Below are 17,234 nucleotides of genomic sequence, written 5' to 3' on the forward strand. Positions count from 1 at the left end.
ATGAGTGGGAAGCAGCGGCGAGCTGCATGCGATCGGAGCCGGCGGTGTGTTCGTCGCCGAGCCTCCGCGATCTTAGGGAGTGAGGGAACGGTCCCCTCCACGCGTTACTGCATACGTGGGAACACGACGAGCCACGTTCGGGTGTTTCGGAGGCATTCGTACCAGTCGGAATTGCGACGACGGCCTCGATGCGTTCACCACTGCGGGCGAACTGAGGAGTGCCTCTGCTGGCTCCCACCTGCGGATATTCACGATCGGGTGAGGAGGTGGCGTCAGTCCGCCGAGCGTCTGCTACCGCAAGGGTGACGGTGAGCCACCGTTCGCCAGAGCGCCGGTAGGGTCACCGCCGTGCTGGTCCCCCCGCAGGATCCGCCACCTGCACGACACGGGCAGCCGGATCTCTGTCCCCGTCGCATTTCCCGCGCCGCCGGCCACAGCCCCGCCCACGAAAGCCCACCTCGACGCGGCCTCGACGACGTATCTGGAAGGCATGCCATGAGTAGTTCACCGGTTGCCCCACCGACCGTCAGCACCGACCTGACCGCATGCGGCTGGTGGCGCCCATGCACGGTGCAGGTCATCGGAGAGGTGCCGGTCGACCATCAGGCGCTACGAGCCTTCCTCGACCGTCTGGTCGCCGCTTTCGAGTTCCAGGGCCACTCCGTCTTCGACCGTTCCCACGGTGACGTCGACCTGATGCTCATGTGCGGGCAGATCCCAGAAGGGCCGCAGCCACTGCGGGAGCGGATCCCCGAGAACTACCCGCCACTGAGCGCGATGCTGCGCCAGCGCCATGGTCTGCGCCGCAACCCGCGCCACGTCGTCGCCGTGGTCGAGGTGCCTGAACGGCTCAGCACCCTGCCCCACGCCGAAGCCGTCGCCACCGCTCGCACCGCCATGGGCCGACTGGGCGCGGCCAAGGTTTTGTTCGTGTCCCGCGGGGACGCTCCCGGCCGGGTGGCGGAGGTGACTCTGTGCACCATGGAGGGCGGCCACCCCACCGAGATGGACGACATCGCCGACCGCATGCGGGACCGGCTCGTCACCGCAGCCTGCGCCCAGCAGGTCGCCGACGACTACGACACCGCCCGCGACGCCATCACGGCCGAGGCGTGGCAGGCCGCCACCGCCCCCGAGCAACTGGCCGGTGCGGGCCGTCGGATGGGTGAACTGGGTCTGCTGTCGCCGCCGTTGAAGGTGTCCGACTTCGTTTCCGACCAACTGGCCGACATGTACGAGATCTACATGGGGGTGCGCGGCTTCAGCGAGGGCATGCTCTTCGCCTTCGACCCCGACCTCGATTGCTTGGTGGTCAGTGCCTCGGGCTCCTGGGACGTCGACAAGCGGGCATTGACCCGTGAGCAGGTCGTGGCCGTCGAGCCGCGTCTGGCCGGTGGACGGCGTCTGCGCGTCCTGGCGCCGAGCGGCACGCTGCCGATGCAGCCGTCGGTGGAGACATGGGAGATCTGTGCCCTGATGGAGGCTTGCCCCACCGTCCGTGTCACCAAAGACATGGCCGGCACATGGGTCCCGGACCCGAACGGTGAACGCGAGCTTCCCCTGGTCCGCGCCGGTATTCACGCCCACGTCGGCGTCACCTCCAGCGATGACACAGTGATCGAGACCGTGGAAGCCGACCGTGAGCAGTTTCCTTACGGGTTCGGCTGCGGCACCGACCTGACCGTAGAGATCGCACGCAACACGGTCCGCCGGTCACACGCCATCAACGACCCCGCGGACCCGCGGGTCTACGTGCGGTGGCCCTTGCTGTACCACGGGGAGATGGCCGTCGAACTGTGGAAGCCCGGCCTGCCTTCCCAGCCTTTCCAGGGCCTGCTCGACCAGTACGGCACGGCGGTGCAGTTCACGCCCGACGACGTCCCGCAGCCGCGGTGAGCGGACGTCCCCCTTCCCCGCGCAGCGGAGGGCCGTCATGCCGAGCGCGGTGATTACCGGAGCCACCTCGGGCCTCGGACTGGCCTTCGCCGTACACCTGGCCGGGGCCGGTTACGACCTGACGCTGGTCGCCCGTACCGAGCGCGATCTGGAGAGTACGGCCGACCTGCTGCGAAGCCCCGGGCGGCGGATTACCACCGTGGCCGCCGACCTGGCCACCGCCCCCGGCAGCAGCAGGCTCACGGAAAGTCTGGCCCGGACCGTCCCGGACCTGCTGGTCAACAACGCCGGCATGGCGGTCGCCGCGGCCTTTCCCGCCAGTGACTCCGGTGCCGAAGAGGCTCTCCTGCAGCTGAACATCGGGTCTGTGCTGCGCACGACACAGGCCGTCCTGCCCGCCATGATGCAGCGCGGCGACGGCGCCGTCGTCAACGTCGCGTCCGTCGCCGCCTACGGTCCGACCTGGCTGGCCAGCACCTACCCCGCCAGCAAGTCATGGGTGCTGGCTTTCACCGAGTCCATCGCCCGCTCCGCGCCGGTGCGAGACAGCGGGGTACGCATCATGGCCCTGCTGCCCGGCTACATCCGCACGGCATTCCACCAGCGGGCGGGGCTGGAGGTCGGCCACCTGCCCTCGTGGATGTGGCTGAACAGCGAGCAGGTCGTCACCGCCGCCATGCGCGACCTCGCCAGAGGCCGCCTGGTCAGCATCCCCACCCGCCGCTACAGGGCCTGTGCCTGGGGGTTGCGGCACCTGCCCCGCACGCTGACGTCCGCATTCAGCTGGGACCTCGGCCGCGCTCGGTCGGCCCTTGCCCCGCCCGATGCCCCATGCACCGAGGACCCCGCGGCATGACCCTTGGGACGGCTCACACCCACGTCGATGCGCCCCTCAGTCCCGCCCGGTGGGGCGGCATGGGCACCACGGTGCCCGGAGTGCACCTCGGCCGTGACCTCTTGCGTGGCAATCGGGTGCTGCTCGCCTTGGCCGCCGTCTTGTCTCTCTTCGCGTCCGCCGCCGACCTGACCGTGCCATGGCTGGCCATGGTCGTGACGGACGCCCTCACCCACCATCAGCCGATCACCCGTGCCGCCCTGTGCATGAGCACTGCTGTCCTGTGCGCAGCCGGATTCCAAGCCCTCACCGGATGGCTGCTGGCCGGAATCGGCGAACTCGCCGTACTACGACTGCGCTGCCAGGCCATGGACCACCTGCTGCGGCTGCCATTGCATGCCGTCCGCGACGAGGGCACCGGCGCTCTCACCGCCAGGGTCACCTCTGACGCCGTGGCGCTGCGCATACTCATCGAAACCGGTCTCGTTCATCTCCCGGTGGCGCTGACCACCACCGCAGCCACGCTCACCGCCATGGCCGTCATCGACCCAGTCCTCACCTTGGTCGCCGTCGGCGCCTTCAGTCTGGCCGGCGCCTGTATCGCCCTGATGACGGCTCGCATGAAACACCTCGCGGACGCGCAGCAGCGCGCCCTCGGACAACTCGCCCAAGGTCTCACCGCCCACCTCACCGCGCTCGTCACCGTCAAGGCGTGCCGCTACGAAGCCGCAGCCGCACGGAAACTCGGACACGCCGCGGCCGACGTGCGCTCCGCATGTCTCCCTGTCTCGCGACTCCAGTGCCTCATCGGCCCGGTGGTGAGCGTCGGCCAGCAGATCGCGGTGCTGGCCGTTGCCCTGGTAGCAGGGCAGCAGATCACGCGAGGGGTGCTCTCTCTAGCCTCTTTCAGCGGCTTCTTCCTCTACCTGCTACACCTCACCTCCCCCCTGGCCATCGTCGCCCTGGGCATCGGCCACGTGCAGGCGGGGCTGGCTGCGCAAGGCCGTTTCCGTGACCTCTTCACGATCACCGTGGAAACGGACAACGCCACCCCGTCCAGCCTGCAATCGACCTGCAGTGAAGCTGAAGCCGTGACGTTCGACCACGTGACCTTCCGCCATCCCGGAGGCAGCCCGGTCCTGGACCGTGCGAGCTTTCACGCTCCCGCAACCGGCCTGACCGCCCTCGTCGGCCCCTCAGGCACCGGGAAGTCCACAGTGCTCACTTTGATCAACCGCCTCGCGCTGGCCGATCAAGGTGAGATCCGTGTGCTGGGACGCCCCGTGGACAGCTGGCCTCTCAGCGAGCTACGTCGGCGCACCACCTACGTCGACCAGCACGCCACGCTGATAGAGGGCACCCTCCGTGAGAACCTCCACCTCGGCCTCGAGGGACCGGTCAGCGACGAAACGCTGCTGGACGCGCTGGAGAAGGTCGGTCTGCGCGAGGCCGTCCTGTGCCTCCCCAGAACCCTCGGCACCCCCCTCGGCCGCGCACACGACCTTTCCGGCGGTCAACGCCAGCGCCTGGCCGTGGCCCGTGCTCTCCTCACTGACGGCGACATCGTCCTCCTCGACGAACCGAACTCCCACCTGGACGGCATTAGCGAAGGCCGCATTGTCCAAGCCCTCGTCGACTTCTCGGCAACTCGCTGCGTCATCGTCGCCAGCCACCGACCGTCCATCGTCCACAACGCGCGGCACGTCGTTCTGATCGGAGAGGACGGAACAGTTGTCAACGGCAGCCACGAAGAACTGCTTGCCACCAACATCCACTACAGGGATCTTTTCTCCGGCTACGCCACAGCCTCCTCGGGCTACTCGGAGTTCTGACCCCCACCCGCCGCCTTACGCCAAGCGCGTGCGGACGCCTGCCTCTCAGCCGGCCGCGCCGCCCCCACCGCGCCTGTCAGGAACGGAGCCGGGCGTTGGTAGGCATCCGGCCGGGGCGTGAAGATGCGCCGGTGGACGGGCCGCGCTGGCCAGAGCGCGGGCCGGCGCCCGGCCGATTCCGGTGCTGGCTCCGGAGACGAGTGCAGTCGGCATGGTGTGCCCTCTCTGGAAGTGCTGGGGGGCGCTTCGCGGGAAGTGGCTTGGGGCTTCACGCCTTTCGGCTCCCCCTTCTCTCCAGCCGCCCCGTCTTCAGGGAGCGGCGCAGAGTGTCATGTCACCGGCACACGCACGGGTGAGGAACCGTGTCCGTCACCTCGGCCGGGCGTTGGGCAGACGCCCCGGGGTGCAGGAGACAGCCCCCGTCATGTACTGGCCACCCGAAGGGACAGCGTGCCTGATGCCCGACAAGTCGGCGGGAGTTGCCGTTCCCCAGGAGACCGTGGTCCCGAGGGCTCGTGCCGCCGTCGGGCGAGCGGCCGGCCTGCTCGACGCAGTGGCACGGTGGTCGTTCCGCCGTTGCTGGTGGGTACTCGGTTCTGCGGCCTGCCTGCTTGCGCTGTGCGCCGTGCTGGGCGTGAGCATGGGCGGCCGGTGGTCCAACGGGGGCTACAACGCGGAAGGTACGGCCGCCTGGCGGGCCGAGGACGCCGCGCGACCGTTCGCCGCGAGCACTCCCGATCTCGTCTTGTACGCCCGGCCCGGCCGGTCGGTCGACTCGCCCGGTGTGGCGGAGCAGGGCCGCCGGGTGACCGAACTGGCCGCACACGCACCGGGAGTCGAGGTCGCGCTGTCGTACTGGAGCACCGGGTTGGGCCCGTTGCGCACCGCGGACGGGCGTGGCGCGTTGCTGCGCATCGACCTCAAGGGCAGCGACTCTGATGCCGCCCGCACGGCCCGCAGCCTGGTGCCGGTCCTGCGGGCCGCCGCTCCGGGGTTGAGGCTGTCCGTGAGCGGCCCGGCCTGGGTGAACGTCACCGCCACCGAGCAGGCGCAACGCGATCTGTTGCACTCGGAGCTGTTCAACCTGCCCGTGGTTCTCCTGGTGCTGGTGCTGGCCTTCGGCTCTCTCGGTGCCACGCTCGTGCCCGTGGTGATCGGGGCGGCCGCGGCGTCCGGAGCCCTGGCCGTGCTGTCGGTCGTGACCCGGCTGACGCCGGTGACGGTCTTCGCGGTCAACCTCAGTTGCGCCCTCGGCTTCGGTCTGGCCGTCGACTACGCCCTGTTCACGCTCTCCCGCTACCGAGAGGAGCGCGCGCGTGGACTGGCCGCGGAGGAGGCGGTCGGGCGAGCGATGTCTACCACCGGACGGGCGGTGGTCTGCTGCGCCCTCACCATGGCGTGGTGCATGGCGGCGCTGCTGGTGTTCCCGTTGGGGCTCATCCGGTCGCTCGCGATCGCTTCGCTGATCGTCGTCGCGTTCTGCGCGGTAGGCACCGTGTTCCTGCTGCCCGCACTGGTGGCCGTACTGGGCGAGCGCATCGACGGGCTCATCGCGCCCCGGCGCTGGCGCCGGCTCCGGTCCGTCACCGGGGCATCGGTCAGCCCGGCCTGGCGGCAGGTCGCCGTCACCGTCACCAGGCGGCCCGTGCTGTGGGCCCTGGCCGGTTCCGCGCTGCTCCTGGGACTGGCGACGCCGGTCCTCGGACTTCGGCCGGCTCTGATGGACGAGACCATCCTCCCGCCCCAAGCCGAGGCGCGAGCCGCCGCAGAGGCTGTCCGCCGCGACTTCCCCTACCCGCCCGACCGACAACTGACGGTGGTGCTGCCCCGCACGGACCCGGTGGCCGAGGCGGCCGGTCTGGACGCCTACGCACGGCACCTCTCGACGCTCCCCGGCACGACGCGGGTGAGCACCGCCGCGGGGGACTACACCGGCGGGAGGCTCGCCGAAGCCCGGCACACCACGGCGTCCGCGAAGCGCGGAACACTGGTGGTGGCGTTCGCGGCGGAACCCGTGCAGTCCCGTGCGACCGCGAGGCTGGTCGACGCCGTCCGCGGCACGCCGGCGCCGGGCCCGGCACAGGTCGCCGGAACCGCCGTCCATCTCGCCGACACCAGGCGGGCGGTGACCGCCGCGTGCGGCTGGTGGGCGGCCCTGACACTCGGCGGGGTGTTCATCATGCTGCTCGCCTTCACCAGGAGTCTGCTGATCGCGCTGAAGGCCGCCGCCCTGGGGGGACTGAGCATCGGCGCGGCGCTGGGGCTGATGGTGCTGCTTTTCCAGCGGTGGCAGCTCCTGGGGCCGCCCGCGGGCGGTGGTGAGGCCGCCCTGGAGATCACCATGCCGTTGCTGGCCGCCGCCCTGGCGTTCGGACTCTGCGTGGACTACGAGGTGTTCCTCGTCTCCCGCATGGTGGAGGAGTGGCGGCGTACGCGCCGGAACACGGCTTCCATCGTGTTCGGCATCGAACACACCGGTCGGCTGTTCACCGCCGCGGCGCTGGTGGTGGCCGTCAGCATGGGCGCGCTGATGGCGTCCCAGGTGCGTCTGCTGGTGGTTCTCGGCGCGACCATGGCCGCCATCGTCATCCTCGACGCCACCGTCGTCCGGGGTGTCCTCGTCCCGGCGGTGATGCAGCTGGCTGGCCGGGCGAACTGGTGGACCCCCGCCACTCGCCGGCGCGCTCCGGCCAGCCCGTTCTCCCACCGCGACGGTGACAGAGCGCCGGACAGTGAGGATTCGGAACGGCCACACGAACGGGTGAGGAGGCGGGCAGTCGAGTGAACCGCGCCTCGTGACGTGCGGAACGGTTCGGGGCGGCGAGACGCCGCCCGGTGTCATCAATGGCCTTGAGTAGCAAGGGGCCTTGCGCTCCGGGCGGTCACCGGACACCACCCACCAGCGGCCTGAAGCCGGTCGGTGGCAGCCTCCTCGCCCTGCCGTGGACGATCAGCGCGGTGGTGACCGCACTCGTCCGACGCGAACCGGTCGCCGGCGCCCTCACCGCCCTGACCTGTCTGACGCTGGCGGCGTCCGCCGCTCAGGCCGGCTGCGCCTGGATGCAGGCCCGCGCGGGGGAGGGCGTCGCGCGGGGCCTACGGGCGCGGGTCGCCCACCACACGCTGCGTCTGCCCCTCGCCGACGTCCGGGCGGCGCTGGAGAGCGGTCTGGTGCACGTCCCGGCGGCCGCCTTCGGCGTCCTGGCCGTCCTGACGGCAATGACCTGCCTTGATCCCCAGCTCGCCCTGGTGACTGTTGGGACGTTCCTCCTGGTCGATGTTCCCGCCCCGGGGCGATCTCTACGAACTCGTCGAGCCCGTTGATCTGGTGAGGACATACGACCCGGACACCGTCGTGGGCAGGCTGACCGCCTTCCCTGCCAAGCGCGGCGGCCTCTGACCGCAGAGGCGTCCGTCCGCCTCTGGTGCAGCACCCGCGACCCGGCACTACTCCGTGCAGACGTCGTAGCGGGGCGCGAGTGCTGCGGTCCAGGGCCTGAGCCGACGGTGCCGCTACTTGTGCATGACGCGATGGATGCGGTGAGCGATGCCGTCGATGGTCGCTGCGGCCATCAGCTCCATGAGGGACAGTTCGCAACCGAAGGTCTGCTCCAGGGCCACTTTCAGCTCGGCGCCCATCAGCGAGTCCAGCCCGAGGTCGACCAGGTTGGCGGAAGGGTCCACGCGGTCCGGGGTGGTTTGCAGGATGTGCGCGGTGGCTTCGACGAGTGTCCCGGTGATCAGTTCGAGGCGAGCCTGGTCACCTTCGGCGGCCTTGAGACGCTGGCGCAGGTCATGGGCTTGGGCACGTTGTACCCGGCTGCCCTGGTGGCCCAGTTGAGCGGAGAACCTGGGCACGGTGAGCGCCGGGAGCAGGTGCGTGAGGCGTTCCCAGTCCATGACGCCGACGGCTGCATGACCCTCGGAACGGCTCAGATGCCGGTCGAGTGCGGTCAGGGCCATGGCCGGAGTGATCAGCCCGATGCCGGAACGGGTGATGGTCTCGGTCATGTTCGTCCGCGCGACGTATCCGGTCTCGGAGATGCCGCCCCAGGCCAGTGAGAGACCCGGCCGGCCCCGGTCGCGCCGTGAGCGCATCAGCGCTTCCATGTACAGGTTGGCGGCCGCGTAGGGCGCCTGGTGCTGGTTGCCGACCAGAGCGGCGACGGAGGAGTAGGTGACGAAGAAGTCGAGGTCACGGTCCTCGGTGAGCGCGTGAAGGACCTCGGAGCCGCGCACCTTGGGCGCCAGGACGGCGGCGAAACGCTTGGCGGTGAGGTCGGTCAGCGGGGCGTCGTCCAGGTGCATGGCGGCGTGCACGATGCCGCGCACCGGACGGCCGCGCCGGTCCGCTTCCGTGATGACCGCCCGGACGGCCTCGCGCTCGGTGATGTCCGCCGCGTGCACCTGGGTGGTCACGCCGGCGCGTTCGAGGTCGGCGAGCAGGCCCGCGGCTTCCGGAGCCTTGGCGCCGCGGCGGGAGACGAGGGCCAGGTGGCGGGCGCCCCGGGTGACCAGATGGCGGGCGGTCGTCGCGCCCAGCCCGCTCAGCCCGCCGGTCACCAGGTAGGTCGCGTCGGCGTCGAGGTGCGGCACCGGACGCGGGTCTTCTACGGCGATGGGCAGGCTGTCGGTGAAGGAGACCACGACCTTGCCCAGATGGCGGGAGTGGCGCAGTGCGCTGAAAGCGTCACGGATGCGGGATGCCGGGTAGCTCTGGTGGGGCAGGGGCCGGTAGGTGCCGTCGGTGACGCGGTCTGTGAGCGTGCGAAAGGCGGCCGCGGCCTGTGCGGGGGCGTCCGCGATGAGCCGGGTGATGTCGACGCCGAAGTAGGCCAGGTTGTCCCGGAAGGGGCGCAGGAGCAGCGGGGAGTTGGCGTAGATGTCGCGCTTGCCCAGCTCGATGAACCGGCCGCCGGGCTTCAGGCATTCGAGGCTGCGCGCGATGGCTTCGCCAGCTAGGGAGTTCAGGACGACGTCGACGCCCTGACCGTTGGTCAGTTCACGCACCCGGTGGCCGAAGGAGAGGTCGCGGGAGTTGCAGACCGCGTCGGCGCCCAGGGCATGCAGCAGGTCACGCTTGGCCGGGGTGCCCGCGGTGGCGATCACGCGGGCGCCGACGTTGCGGGCGTACATCAGGGCGGCCAGACCGATGCCCCCGGCGCCGCCGTGCACCAGCACCGTGTCACCGGCCCGCAGACGGGCGAGCGTTTCCAGGCTGTGCTGGACGGTGAGGTGGACGGCGGGCAGGGTCGCCGCCTGCTCGAAGGTCATGTGGTCGGGGATCCGGCCGGCCTGTTGGGTGCGTACGCGCACGTGGGAGGCGAAGGCGCCGTGGGCGAAGGCGAACACGCGGTCGCCCACCGACCAGTCGGTGACGTCCGGTCCGACGGCGGTGATGACGCCGGCGCACTCCAGGCCGAGGAGTGGTCCGGTGGGAGTGGCCGGCTCGGCGCCGGGTGGCAGCATGCCTTCGGCGAGCATCACGTCGCGGTAGTTGAGTGCGGCGGCCTTGACGCCCACGACCACCTCGCCCGCGCCGGGGCGTTCCGCCGCGTGCGGCGCCCAGGTCAGCTGGTGGCCCCGCCCGGGACGGCTCAGCTTCAGCCGGTAGGCGTCGTGGGGACCTGCCTGACGGGTGGCGGTAGGCAGGACTCGCACGCGAGGGGTGAAGCGCCCTTGGGCCTCCAGTACCACTTCGTCGTCCTCACCCGGTTCGAGGAGTTCGGCGAGGAGTCGTGCGGCGTCGGATGTGTGATCGCGGCAAGGGGAGAGGCTGATACGGCGTACGGTCACGGTGGGGTGCTCGTTGGCGATAACCCGGCCGATGCCCCATACCGCCGCGGCCCATGGGCTGGCGCCGGTGTCTGCGGGAACGGGGTGCAGACCGGTCGGCGGGGTGACCAGCCACAGCTCGGGGTCGGCCTGGCCCGCTGCGGCGACCGTGGCTGCCGCGGCTTTCACGGCACCAGCGGCCTTGGTGATGACGTCGGCGTCGTCTTGCTGTTGGTCGGGGCCGAGGAGCAGCACGATGCGTGGCGACGCCTGGTCGGTGAGCGATTCGGGCCACCTGTCCGTTGTGCCGGGCACGGAGGCGAGGGTGGCATCGGCTCCGGCGGCTGTGAGGGCCGTGGTCAAGGCGGTGCCCAGGGGCCTGCCGGCGGCGTCGGTGACGATCGTCCAGGGCTCGCCGGTCCGGAGAGCCGGCGCGTCGGTGACCGGTGGTTCGTTGTGCGCGTGGGCCGCCGGTGAGGTGCGCCTGCGGGCGAGGAGCAGGCAGTAGTCCTCCGCGGTTTCGGTGTGGCCGCTTCCGGTGTCGACGACGTCGTCGACACCGCACTCGGAGAGCAGAGGTCCCCACGCGGCTCGTGGTAGCAGGGGACTGGTGCGTAGCTGCTCGTCGGTGAAGGACCAGTACTCGGGCAGGAGTCCGAAGCAGGGGCCGAGGATCTCCTCGTCGTGGCTCTCCACTGCCAGCAGCTGTCCGCCGGTGTCGAGCAACTGGGCGAGGCGTGTGCAGGTCGCGCGCAGGTCCGTGGTGGCGTGCAGCACGTTCGCGGCCACGATCAGGTCGAAGGAGCCGGGCTGGAAGCCTTGTTCGGCCAAGTCGCTGTTGAGGTCGAGCGTGCGGAAGTCCAGGAAGTCGTAGTCAGCGAACCGGGCTTGCGCGCGGGGGAAGAAGGCCGCCGTGATGTCGGTGAAGGTGTAACGGGTCAGGTGCCGGGGGAGCACGGGGAGTAGCGCTGTGGTCAGGCCGCCGGTGCCGGCGCCGACCTCCAGGGTGCGCAGGGGACGGTCGGCCGGCCAGGTGCGCAGCGCTTCCTCCAGGACGAGGCGGGCGTAATGGCTGTGAGCGCGCATCTGCGGGGTGTCGGCGTAGAAGGCTTCCACCAGGTGGCGGTCGGCCTCGTTGAACAGCACGTCGCGGGCGTCGGTGCGGCCGGTGAGGATGTCGGTCAGATGGGTGCCGCAGCGGGAGTACAGGGCGATGGCGGTGATCCACTGGGGGAAGCGCTCCGCGCACTGTCGCAGGTGTGCTTCCGGGGCGGGTTCCGCTCCGGTGAGGTGCCAGCTGTCCTCTCCGGTGGCCTGGGCGGGCAGGTGCTCCAGGAGGCCGGCCCGGGTCGCGAGCCCGGCCAGCAGGCGCGCGTAGGGGACGTAGTGCGGTCGCAGTCCCGCTTCCAGCAGGTCGCGCAGCCGGAAGTGGTCCTTCCCCGGTAGGAGAGCGCCGAAGGCGGCGGCTGCGTAGTGCCCGGCCGTGGTCTTCACCATGGGTGCGAAGCGGCGGTAGTCGTCGGCCTGCTCCTCCTCGAAGGCGGCCCGAGCAGGGGCCGTGGCGGCCACTGTGCGCGCCGGGTCGGGCAAAGGCGCGGGAGTCGTGACCTGGGACCGGCCCGAGCGGGGCGCGTACCGCAGCACGGTCGCCAGTTCCTGCACCTCGTCCCGGGTGGAAACGACGTGCAGGCGGCAGCCCGACAGTTGGACGGCGATGGTGCCGTCCTCTTGGGTCACGGTCACATCGACGACGGCGTCCACCCCGGTGAGGTGGCGCAGTGTCACGTGGATCAGGCCGTCTGCCGGGGGACGCCGCCAAACGCGGGCGGACCCGATCGCGGTGGGCAGGAACATGCGGCCGCCGGCGACCTGGGCGAGGAGCGGGGCGGCTGCTTGGAGCGCGCCGTCGCAGATCACCGGGTGCGCCTCGAAGCCGGCGCCGTCCGATGTGGGCAGCGCGGGCAGGCGGTAGGTCGCGGTGGCCTCCGTGTCGGACACGTTCAGGCCGGTCAGGACCTGGAACGCCGGGCCGTACGACAGGCCCGCCCGGGCGGCGTGCTCGTAGTGCACGGCGGCCTCGACCACTGTGCCGTCGCCTCGGTGACCGAGCGGCGCCGGAGCGGGGACGGTGAGACGGCGGACGCGGCCTCGGGCGTGCGGTGTCCACTGCGCGGCGGCATCGGTGCGGGAAGCGATGAGCACGATGCCGTCCTCGACGGACAGCGACGTCTGGATCGACATCGAGGCCGGGTCGTCGGAGCGCGGCAGCGTCATGGGCCTGAGCACATCGAGGTCGGTGACCTCACACCGTGTGCCCAGTCCGGCGCGGCCCGCCGCCAGCGCGGCCTCCAGGTAGGCGGTCGCCGGCATGACGACGTTCGTCCCGACCTGGTGGTCGGCCAGCCAGGGCAGCCGGGTGCGGGTGAGCTGCTGGTGCCAGGTGGGCTCTGCGACAGCCGCCCGGCGGCCCAGCAGGGGATGCACCAGGGTTTTGTCCTGGGGGACGGTGACCCACCAGTCGGGCGTTCCGCTCCAGTGCCGCTCGCGCTGCCACGGGTACCCGGGCAGGGACACGACCTTGCCGGCCCGGGGGAAGCACTGTGCGCTGGTGGGGGCTCCGGCGGCGATGATTGCGGCGGTGGCGCGGCGCAGTGCGGTGGGGCCGTGGGTGTCGCGGCGCAGTGTGGTGTGTGCACCGGCGTGGCCGGGCAGCAGCCGTTTCAGGTAGGTGGACAGGACGGGGTGGGGGCCGACTTCGACGAAGTGGGTGCAGTTCTCGCCGGCCAGCGCTCGTACGGCGTCGGAGAACAGCACGGGTTCCCGCACGTTCTGCCACCAGTAGTCCGCGTCGAGCCGTTGCCCCGTCAGCAGCCTGCCCGTCACCGTGGAGGCGAACATCAAGCGGCCCTGGCGCGGGCGCAGAGTGCGCAGGTGGTCCGCGACTTCCTCGCGCACGGGCTCCATGTGCCGTGAGTGGAAGGCGTAGTCGAGGTCCAGGACGCGGAAGAACACATCGCGAGCCGTGAGCTGCCGGCCCAGTTCCGCCAGCGTGCCGGCGTCTCCTGCGATGGTGACGTCACCGGGACTGTTGACCCCGGCGATCTCAAGGCGTCCGTGGAAGGCCGCCAGCTCCTTGGTGGCTTCCTCGCGGCTCAGGCCGACCGCGGCCATACGGCCACTGCCGGCCGTCGCCGCCTGCGCCCGGCTGCGCACCGCCACGACACGGCACGCCTGCTCCAGATCGAGACAGCCGGCGACGTACGCCGCGGCGATCTCCCCGATGCTGTGGCCGACGACCGCGTCCGGCTCGATGCCCCGTGCCGACAAAAGCCGGACGAGCCCCACCTGCACGGCGAACAGCAATGGCTGAGCGATTTCGGTGTGCGCCAGATCCGGTGAACCGGCCGCGAGCCGTTGACGCACCGACCAGCTCAGATGAGGCCGCAGGCACGCGTCGACCTCGTCGATGGCGGAGGCGAAGACCGGCTCGTCCAGCAGGTCGGCACCCATGCCGGCCCACTGCGACCCGTTGCCGTCGAAGACAAACGCCACCCGGCCGGGGGCGGCTCGTACGGCGTCGGCGGCCGCTTCGGGCTGCTCGCCTCCCGCGAGTTGCAGCAGGGCCTCGGCCGCCTGTGACGCATTCTCGGCCCAGACGCAGGCGGTGTGCTCATGGCGGGTGCGGCGCTGCGTCGAGGTGTAGGCGACGTCGTAGAGGTCATCGTCAGCGAACTGGAGGTGCTCCGCCATCCGCTGGCTCGCCTGCGCGAGTGCGGCCGGCGTCCGGGCGGACACCACCACCGGCACTGCGCGTGGCCTGGGCTTCGGCCCGACATCGTCGGAGGGACAGACGGCCACGACGAGGTGGGCATTGGCGCCGCCAAAACCGAACGAGTTCACCCCGGCCACGACCGCGCCGGGCCCGTCGAGCTGTTCCAGCCGCGTGACCGGCCGCACGTTCAGCTCGTCGAAGGGGATGGCGGGGTTGAGTCGTCCGGCGTGCAGGGTCGGTGGAATCCGGCGGTGCTTGAGGACCAGCAGGGCCTTGAACAGCCCCGACATGCCGGCGGCCGCTTCCGAATGACCGAGGTTGCTCTTCACCGACCCGATCGGAAGGGGGCCCCGGTTGCGGCCGACGCCCAGAGCCCGGCCGATCGCCTCGACCTCCAGGGGGTCCCCCGCCGGGGTGCCGGTACCGTGTGCCTCCAGGTAGGCGACGTCGTCGGGCACCAGCCCGGCCCTCTCGTACACCTGGCGCAGCAGCGCCTCCTGCGCGGCGCTGCTGGGGAGCGCCAGGCCGGGAGTACGGCCGTCGTTATTCACGCCGCTGGAAACGATCACCGCGTGGACGCGGTCGCCGTCGGCGCGGGCGTCGGCCAGCCGCTTGAGCAGGACCAGTCCGCCGCCTTCCGCGCGGGTGAAGCCATCGGCCTGTGCGGAGAAGGGGCGGCAACGGCCCGTCGGCGACAGCATGGAGGCGTTGCAGAAGCCGGAGAAGATATGAGGGTTGAGGAGGACGGTGACACCGCCCGCGACGGCGACGCGAGCGTGCCCGCCCCGCAGGTGTTCGCATGCCTGGTGCACGGCGGTCAGGGCGGAGGAACAGGCGGTGTCGACCGTCACGCTCTGCCCGTGCCAGTCGAAGTAGTGCGACAACCGGTTCGCGACGATGGCTCCCGCCATCCCCGACATGGTGTAGGCGTTCCCCGACTCCGGTGAGGCCGACTGCAGTTCGCCGTAATCACGGCTCGAGCAGCCGATGAACACCGCCGTGTCCGAGCCTTCCAGTGCTGCGGCAACGGCACCGGCGTCGTCCAGTGCTTCCACAGTCATCTCCAGCAGCAACCGCTGCTGCGGGTCCATCTGGGCCGCTTCCCTCGGCGAGATGCCGGTGAAAAAGGAGGTGTCGAATCCGGACACGTCGTCGAGGAATCCACCCGCCGCGGTGTACGACTGGCCCGGACGGCGGCTGGAGTCGACGAAGTCCGCGACCGGGAAGCGGTCCGGGGGTACCTCGGTCACCAGGTCGGCGCCGGTTGCCAGGGCGGCCCACAGGTCGTCCAGATGATGAATCCCGCCGGGCAGCCGACAGGCGGAACCCACTACGGCAATGGCGTCCTCGGGCAGCATGGACGTACGCAGAGACAACGGTGCTCCAAGCAGAGACGGAGAGGTGGCGAGTCGGAGCGCTTACGTGTGGAGCAAGCCTCCAGAGCCGGTGCGAGTGCGGTGGGTCAGGAGGCACTCATGGCCGGGCTGCCGACCGAGCGGGTTTCGAACCCGAGCGCCCGCTTGAGGAACGGTGCCCCGAGTGGGGCGGGCTCGGGAAGGCCGGGGGTGGCGGTCAGGGTACGGGTGCGGTCGAAGGTGTGTTGAAGACGGCAGTAGCTGAGGAACCCGGTGAGATGCGTGGCGATGTACTGCTCGGCCGGTGTGGCGTCATCAAAGCGCTCCGCACACTCCAGCCGAAGACCGGGGTAGTGGTCCTCGAAAGCGCTGAGCAGGTCTGCCAGCCGTGTGGGCGTGTGATGCACGATGTGGTAGGTGTGCACCGCAGCACGCTCATGAGGTGTGTCCTGTCCGATGCGGACCATCGCTTCCGTCGCGTAGCCGCTCGGCACGATGTTGAACGTTGCGGAGGAAGACGCCTCCAGCCTCAGCCGGACTTGTGCACCGGAGGAACGTTCGGCAAGGGCCGGGATACCGGGGGCCCCGCCGCTGGCAACGGCCTCGATCATGCGCCCCAGCAGCGCCAGAGGGTGCCCGGCCGCAGTCTCCGGCAGCGGTCGGTCGCTGGCGACGACGCCGGGCCGCAGCACCACCGCCGGACGGCCATGACCAGCACTCCAACCGTGGACCAGTTGCTCCGCCTCGTACTTGGAGGCGTCGTAATGCGTCACGAATCCATGAGCGTCGGTGAGGTCGTCTTCGCGCACCACACCGGCGGGCCGGTCCCCGGCAACCGCCATCGTGCTCACGTGCACCAGGCGGCAGCCTGGCCGGGTCCGGTCGACGAAGGCGAGCACCTGGGCCGTACCGTGGGCATTCACCCGAAAGAGCCGGTCCCGCTCACCCGCCAGCGCGATGTCGCCCGCACAGTGCCATACGGCATCGACCTGATCCGCCAGCCGTGTGTGCATCCCGGGCGACAACCCCAACCACGGCAGCGTCACATCACCCGTGACGCATTGCAGCCGCCGCAGCGCATCGGCGCCCATATCGCCGTGCACGCTGACCGCCGCCACGACCCGTCGCCGCAGGGCGACAAGGTCACCCCGGCCCAACGCGATCACACGCTGGTCCCGCGTCGTCAGCAGGGCATGGGCGATACGCGAACCTACGAACCCGGTGGCACCCGTAATCAAAACGGTCACGGCGTCAGCATGGACGAATGCGTAAGAAAGATCAAAACGCAGAGTAATCATCCAAAAATACTGTCGAATTGGCATCGCATTGCTATCTGTCTCCGTTCACGTGAGTTACAGCTTCAGCGTTCGGCCGTGTGCGGTGCCTTGTCTGTTCAGGATGCCGGGTGCAGGGCGCGGGAGAGACGTTCGGTGAGGCCGTCGATGCTGCGCGCGGCTATGGGTTCCATGAAGGTCAGGTCGTACCCGAGCACCCGGTGCAAGACGTCCCACCTGCTCCTGCGCGAAGAACAGCTCCTCGGACGCTCCGCCGAATCCCCGGGCCACGTGGCCACACGGCTGACCGTGCTTCGCGCCGACCGTACAACCCTGGACCAGCAGACCGTCTACGGCCCGCGGGCCCCCCGCATGGGACGGACCCGCCGTACTGGGCCGCCACCGCGCGACAGGCCAACTCCTCCTCGTCACCCCCGACCTCGACCCGCCACCGGCACCCCTGCTCCTCGGCGACCCACTACGAGGGCACTGCGT

The 17,234-nt window shown here is 70.5% G+C and carries 7 protein-coding genes; 5 read left to right on the forward strand and 2 right to left on the reverse strand.

The window, feature by feature from the left end; genetic code table 11:
- Positions 1-495 precede the first annotated feature (495 nt).
- From ADK65_RS17575 to ADK65_RS38580, 5 genes are all read left to right on the forward strand, one after another.
- Positions 496-1,896 carry a hypothetical protein gene (locus ADK65_RS17575; protein ID WP_053671113.1) on the forward strand — a complete coding sequence of 467 codons (1,401 nt, stop codon included), beginning with the start codon at positions 496-498 and terminating at the stop codon, positions 1,894-1,896.
- A 37-nt stretch (positions 1,897-1,933) separates the two neighbouring features.
- Positions 1,934-2,752, forward strand: coding sequence for an SDR family NAD(P)-dependent oxidoreductase (locus ADK65_RS17580; protein WP_053671114.1), 819 nt, complete (start codon positions 1,934-1,936; stop codon positions 2,750-2,752).
- Between the two features lie 59 nt (positions 2,753-2,811).
- The gene (locus ADK65_RS17585; protein WP_063788030.1) at positions 2,812-4,563 is read left to right on the forward strand and encodes an ABC transporter ATP-binding protein; all 1,752 of its coding nucleotides are present in this window, start codon (positions 2,812-2,814) and stop codon (positions 4,561-4,563) included.
- 457 nt (positions 4,564-5,020) lie between these two features.
- Positions 5,021-7,348 carry an MMPL family transporter gene (locus ADK65_RS17590; RefSeq protein ID WP_159038797.1) on the forward strand — a complete coding sequence of 776 codons (2,328 nt, stop codon included), beginning with the start codon at positions 5,021-5,023 and terminating at the stop codon, positions 7,346-7,348.
- A gap of 65 nt (positions 7,349-7,413) precedes the next feature.
- Positions 7,414-7,887, forward strand: coding sequence for a hypothetical protein (locus tag ADK65_RS38580; RefSeq protein WP_159038798.1), 474 nt, complete (start codon positions 7,414-7,416; stop codon positions 7,885-7,887).
- Between the two features lie 189 nt (positions 7,888-8,076).
- Here the strand turns inward: ADK65_RS38580 and ADK65_RS17600 are convergent, their stop codons facing one another.
- Positions 8,077-15,486 carry a type I polyketide synthase gene (locus ADK65_RS17600; protein WP_234352903.1) on the reverse strand — a complete coding sequence of 2,470 codons (7,410 nt, stop codon included), beginning with the start codon at positions 15,484-15,486 and terminating at the stop codon, positions 8,077-8,079.
- Between the two features lie 86 nt (positions 15,487-15,572).
- Positions 15,573-16,763: an SDR family oxidoreductase gene (locus ADK65_RS17605; RefSeq protein WP_234352904.1), complete on the reverse strand. Its 1,191-nt coding sequence runs from the start codon at positions 16,761-16,763 to the stop codon at positions 15,573-15,575.
- Positions 16,764-17,234: the final 471 nt, after the last annotated feature.

Source organism: Streptomyces sp. NRRL B-1140, from assembly GCF_001280065.1.
Classification (GTDB): Bacteria; Actinomycetota; Actinomycetes; order Streptomycetales; family Streptomycetaceae; genus Streptomyces.

Bases quoted from the DNA above. Each gene is read 5' to 3' on its own strand.
- ADK65_RS17590 (WP_159038797.1), top strand. From the start codon at position 5,021: ATGCCCGACAAGTCGGCGGGAGTTGCCGTTCCCCAGGAGACCGTGGTC.
- ADK65_RS17605 (WP_234352904.1), bottom strand. From the start codon at position 16,763: ATGATTACTCTGCGTTTTGATCTTTCTTACGCATTCGTCCATGCTGAC.
- ADK65_RS17585 (WP_063788030.1), top strand. From the start codon at position 2,812: ATGGGCACCACGGTGCCCGGAGTGCACCTCGGCCGTGACCTCTTGCGT.
- ADK65_RS17575 (WP_053671113.1), top strand. From the start codon at position 496: ATGAGTAGTTCACCGGTTGCCCCACCGACCGTCAGCACCGACCTGACC.
- ADK65_RS17580 (WP_053671114.1), top strand. From the start codon at position 1,934: ATGCCGAGCGCGGTGATTACCGGAGCCACCTCGGGCCTCGGACTGGCC.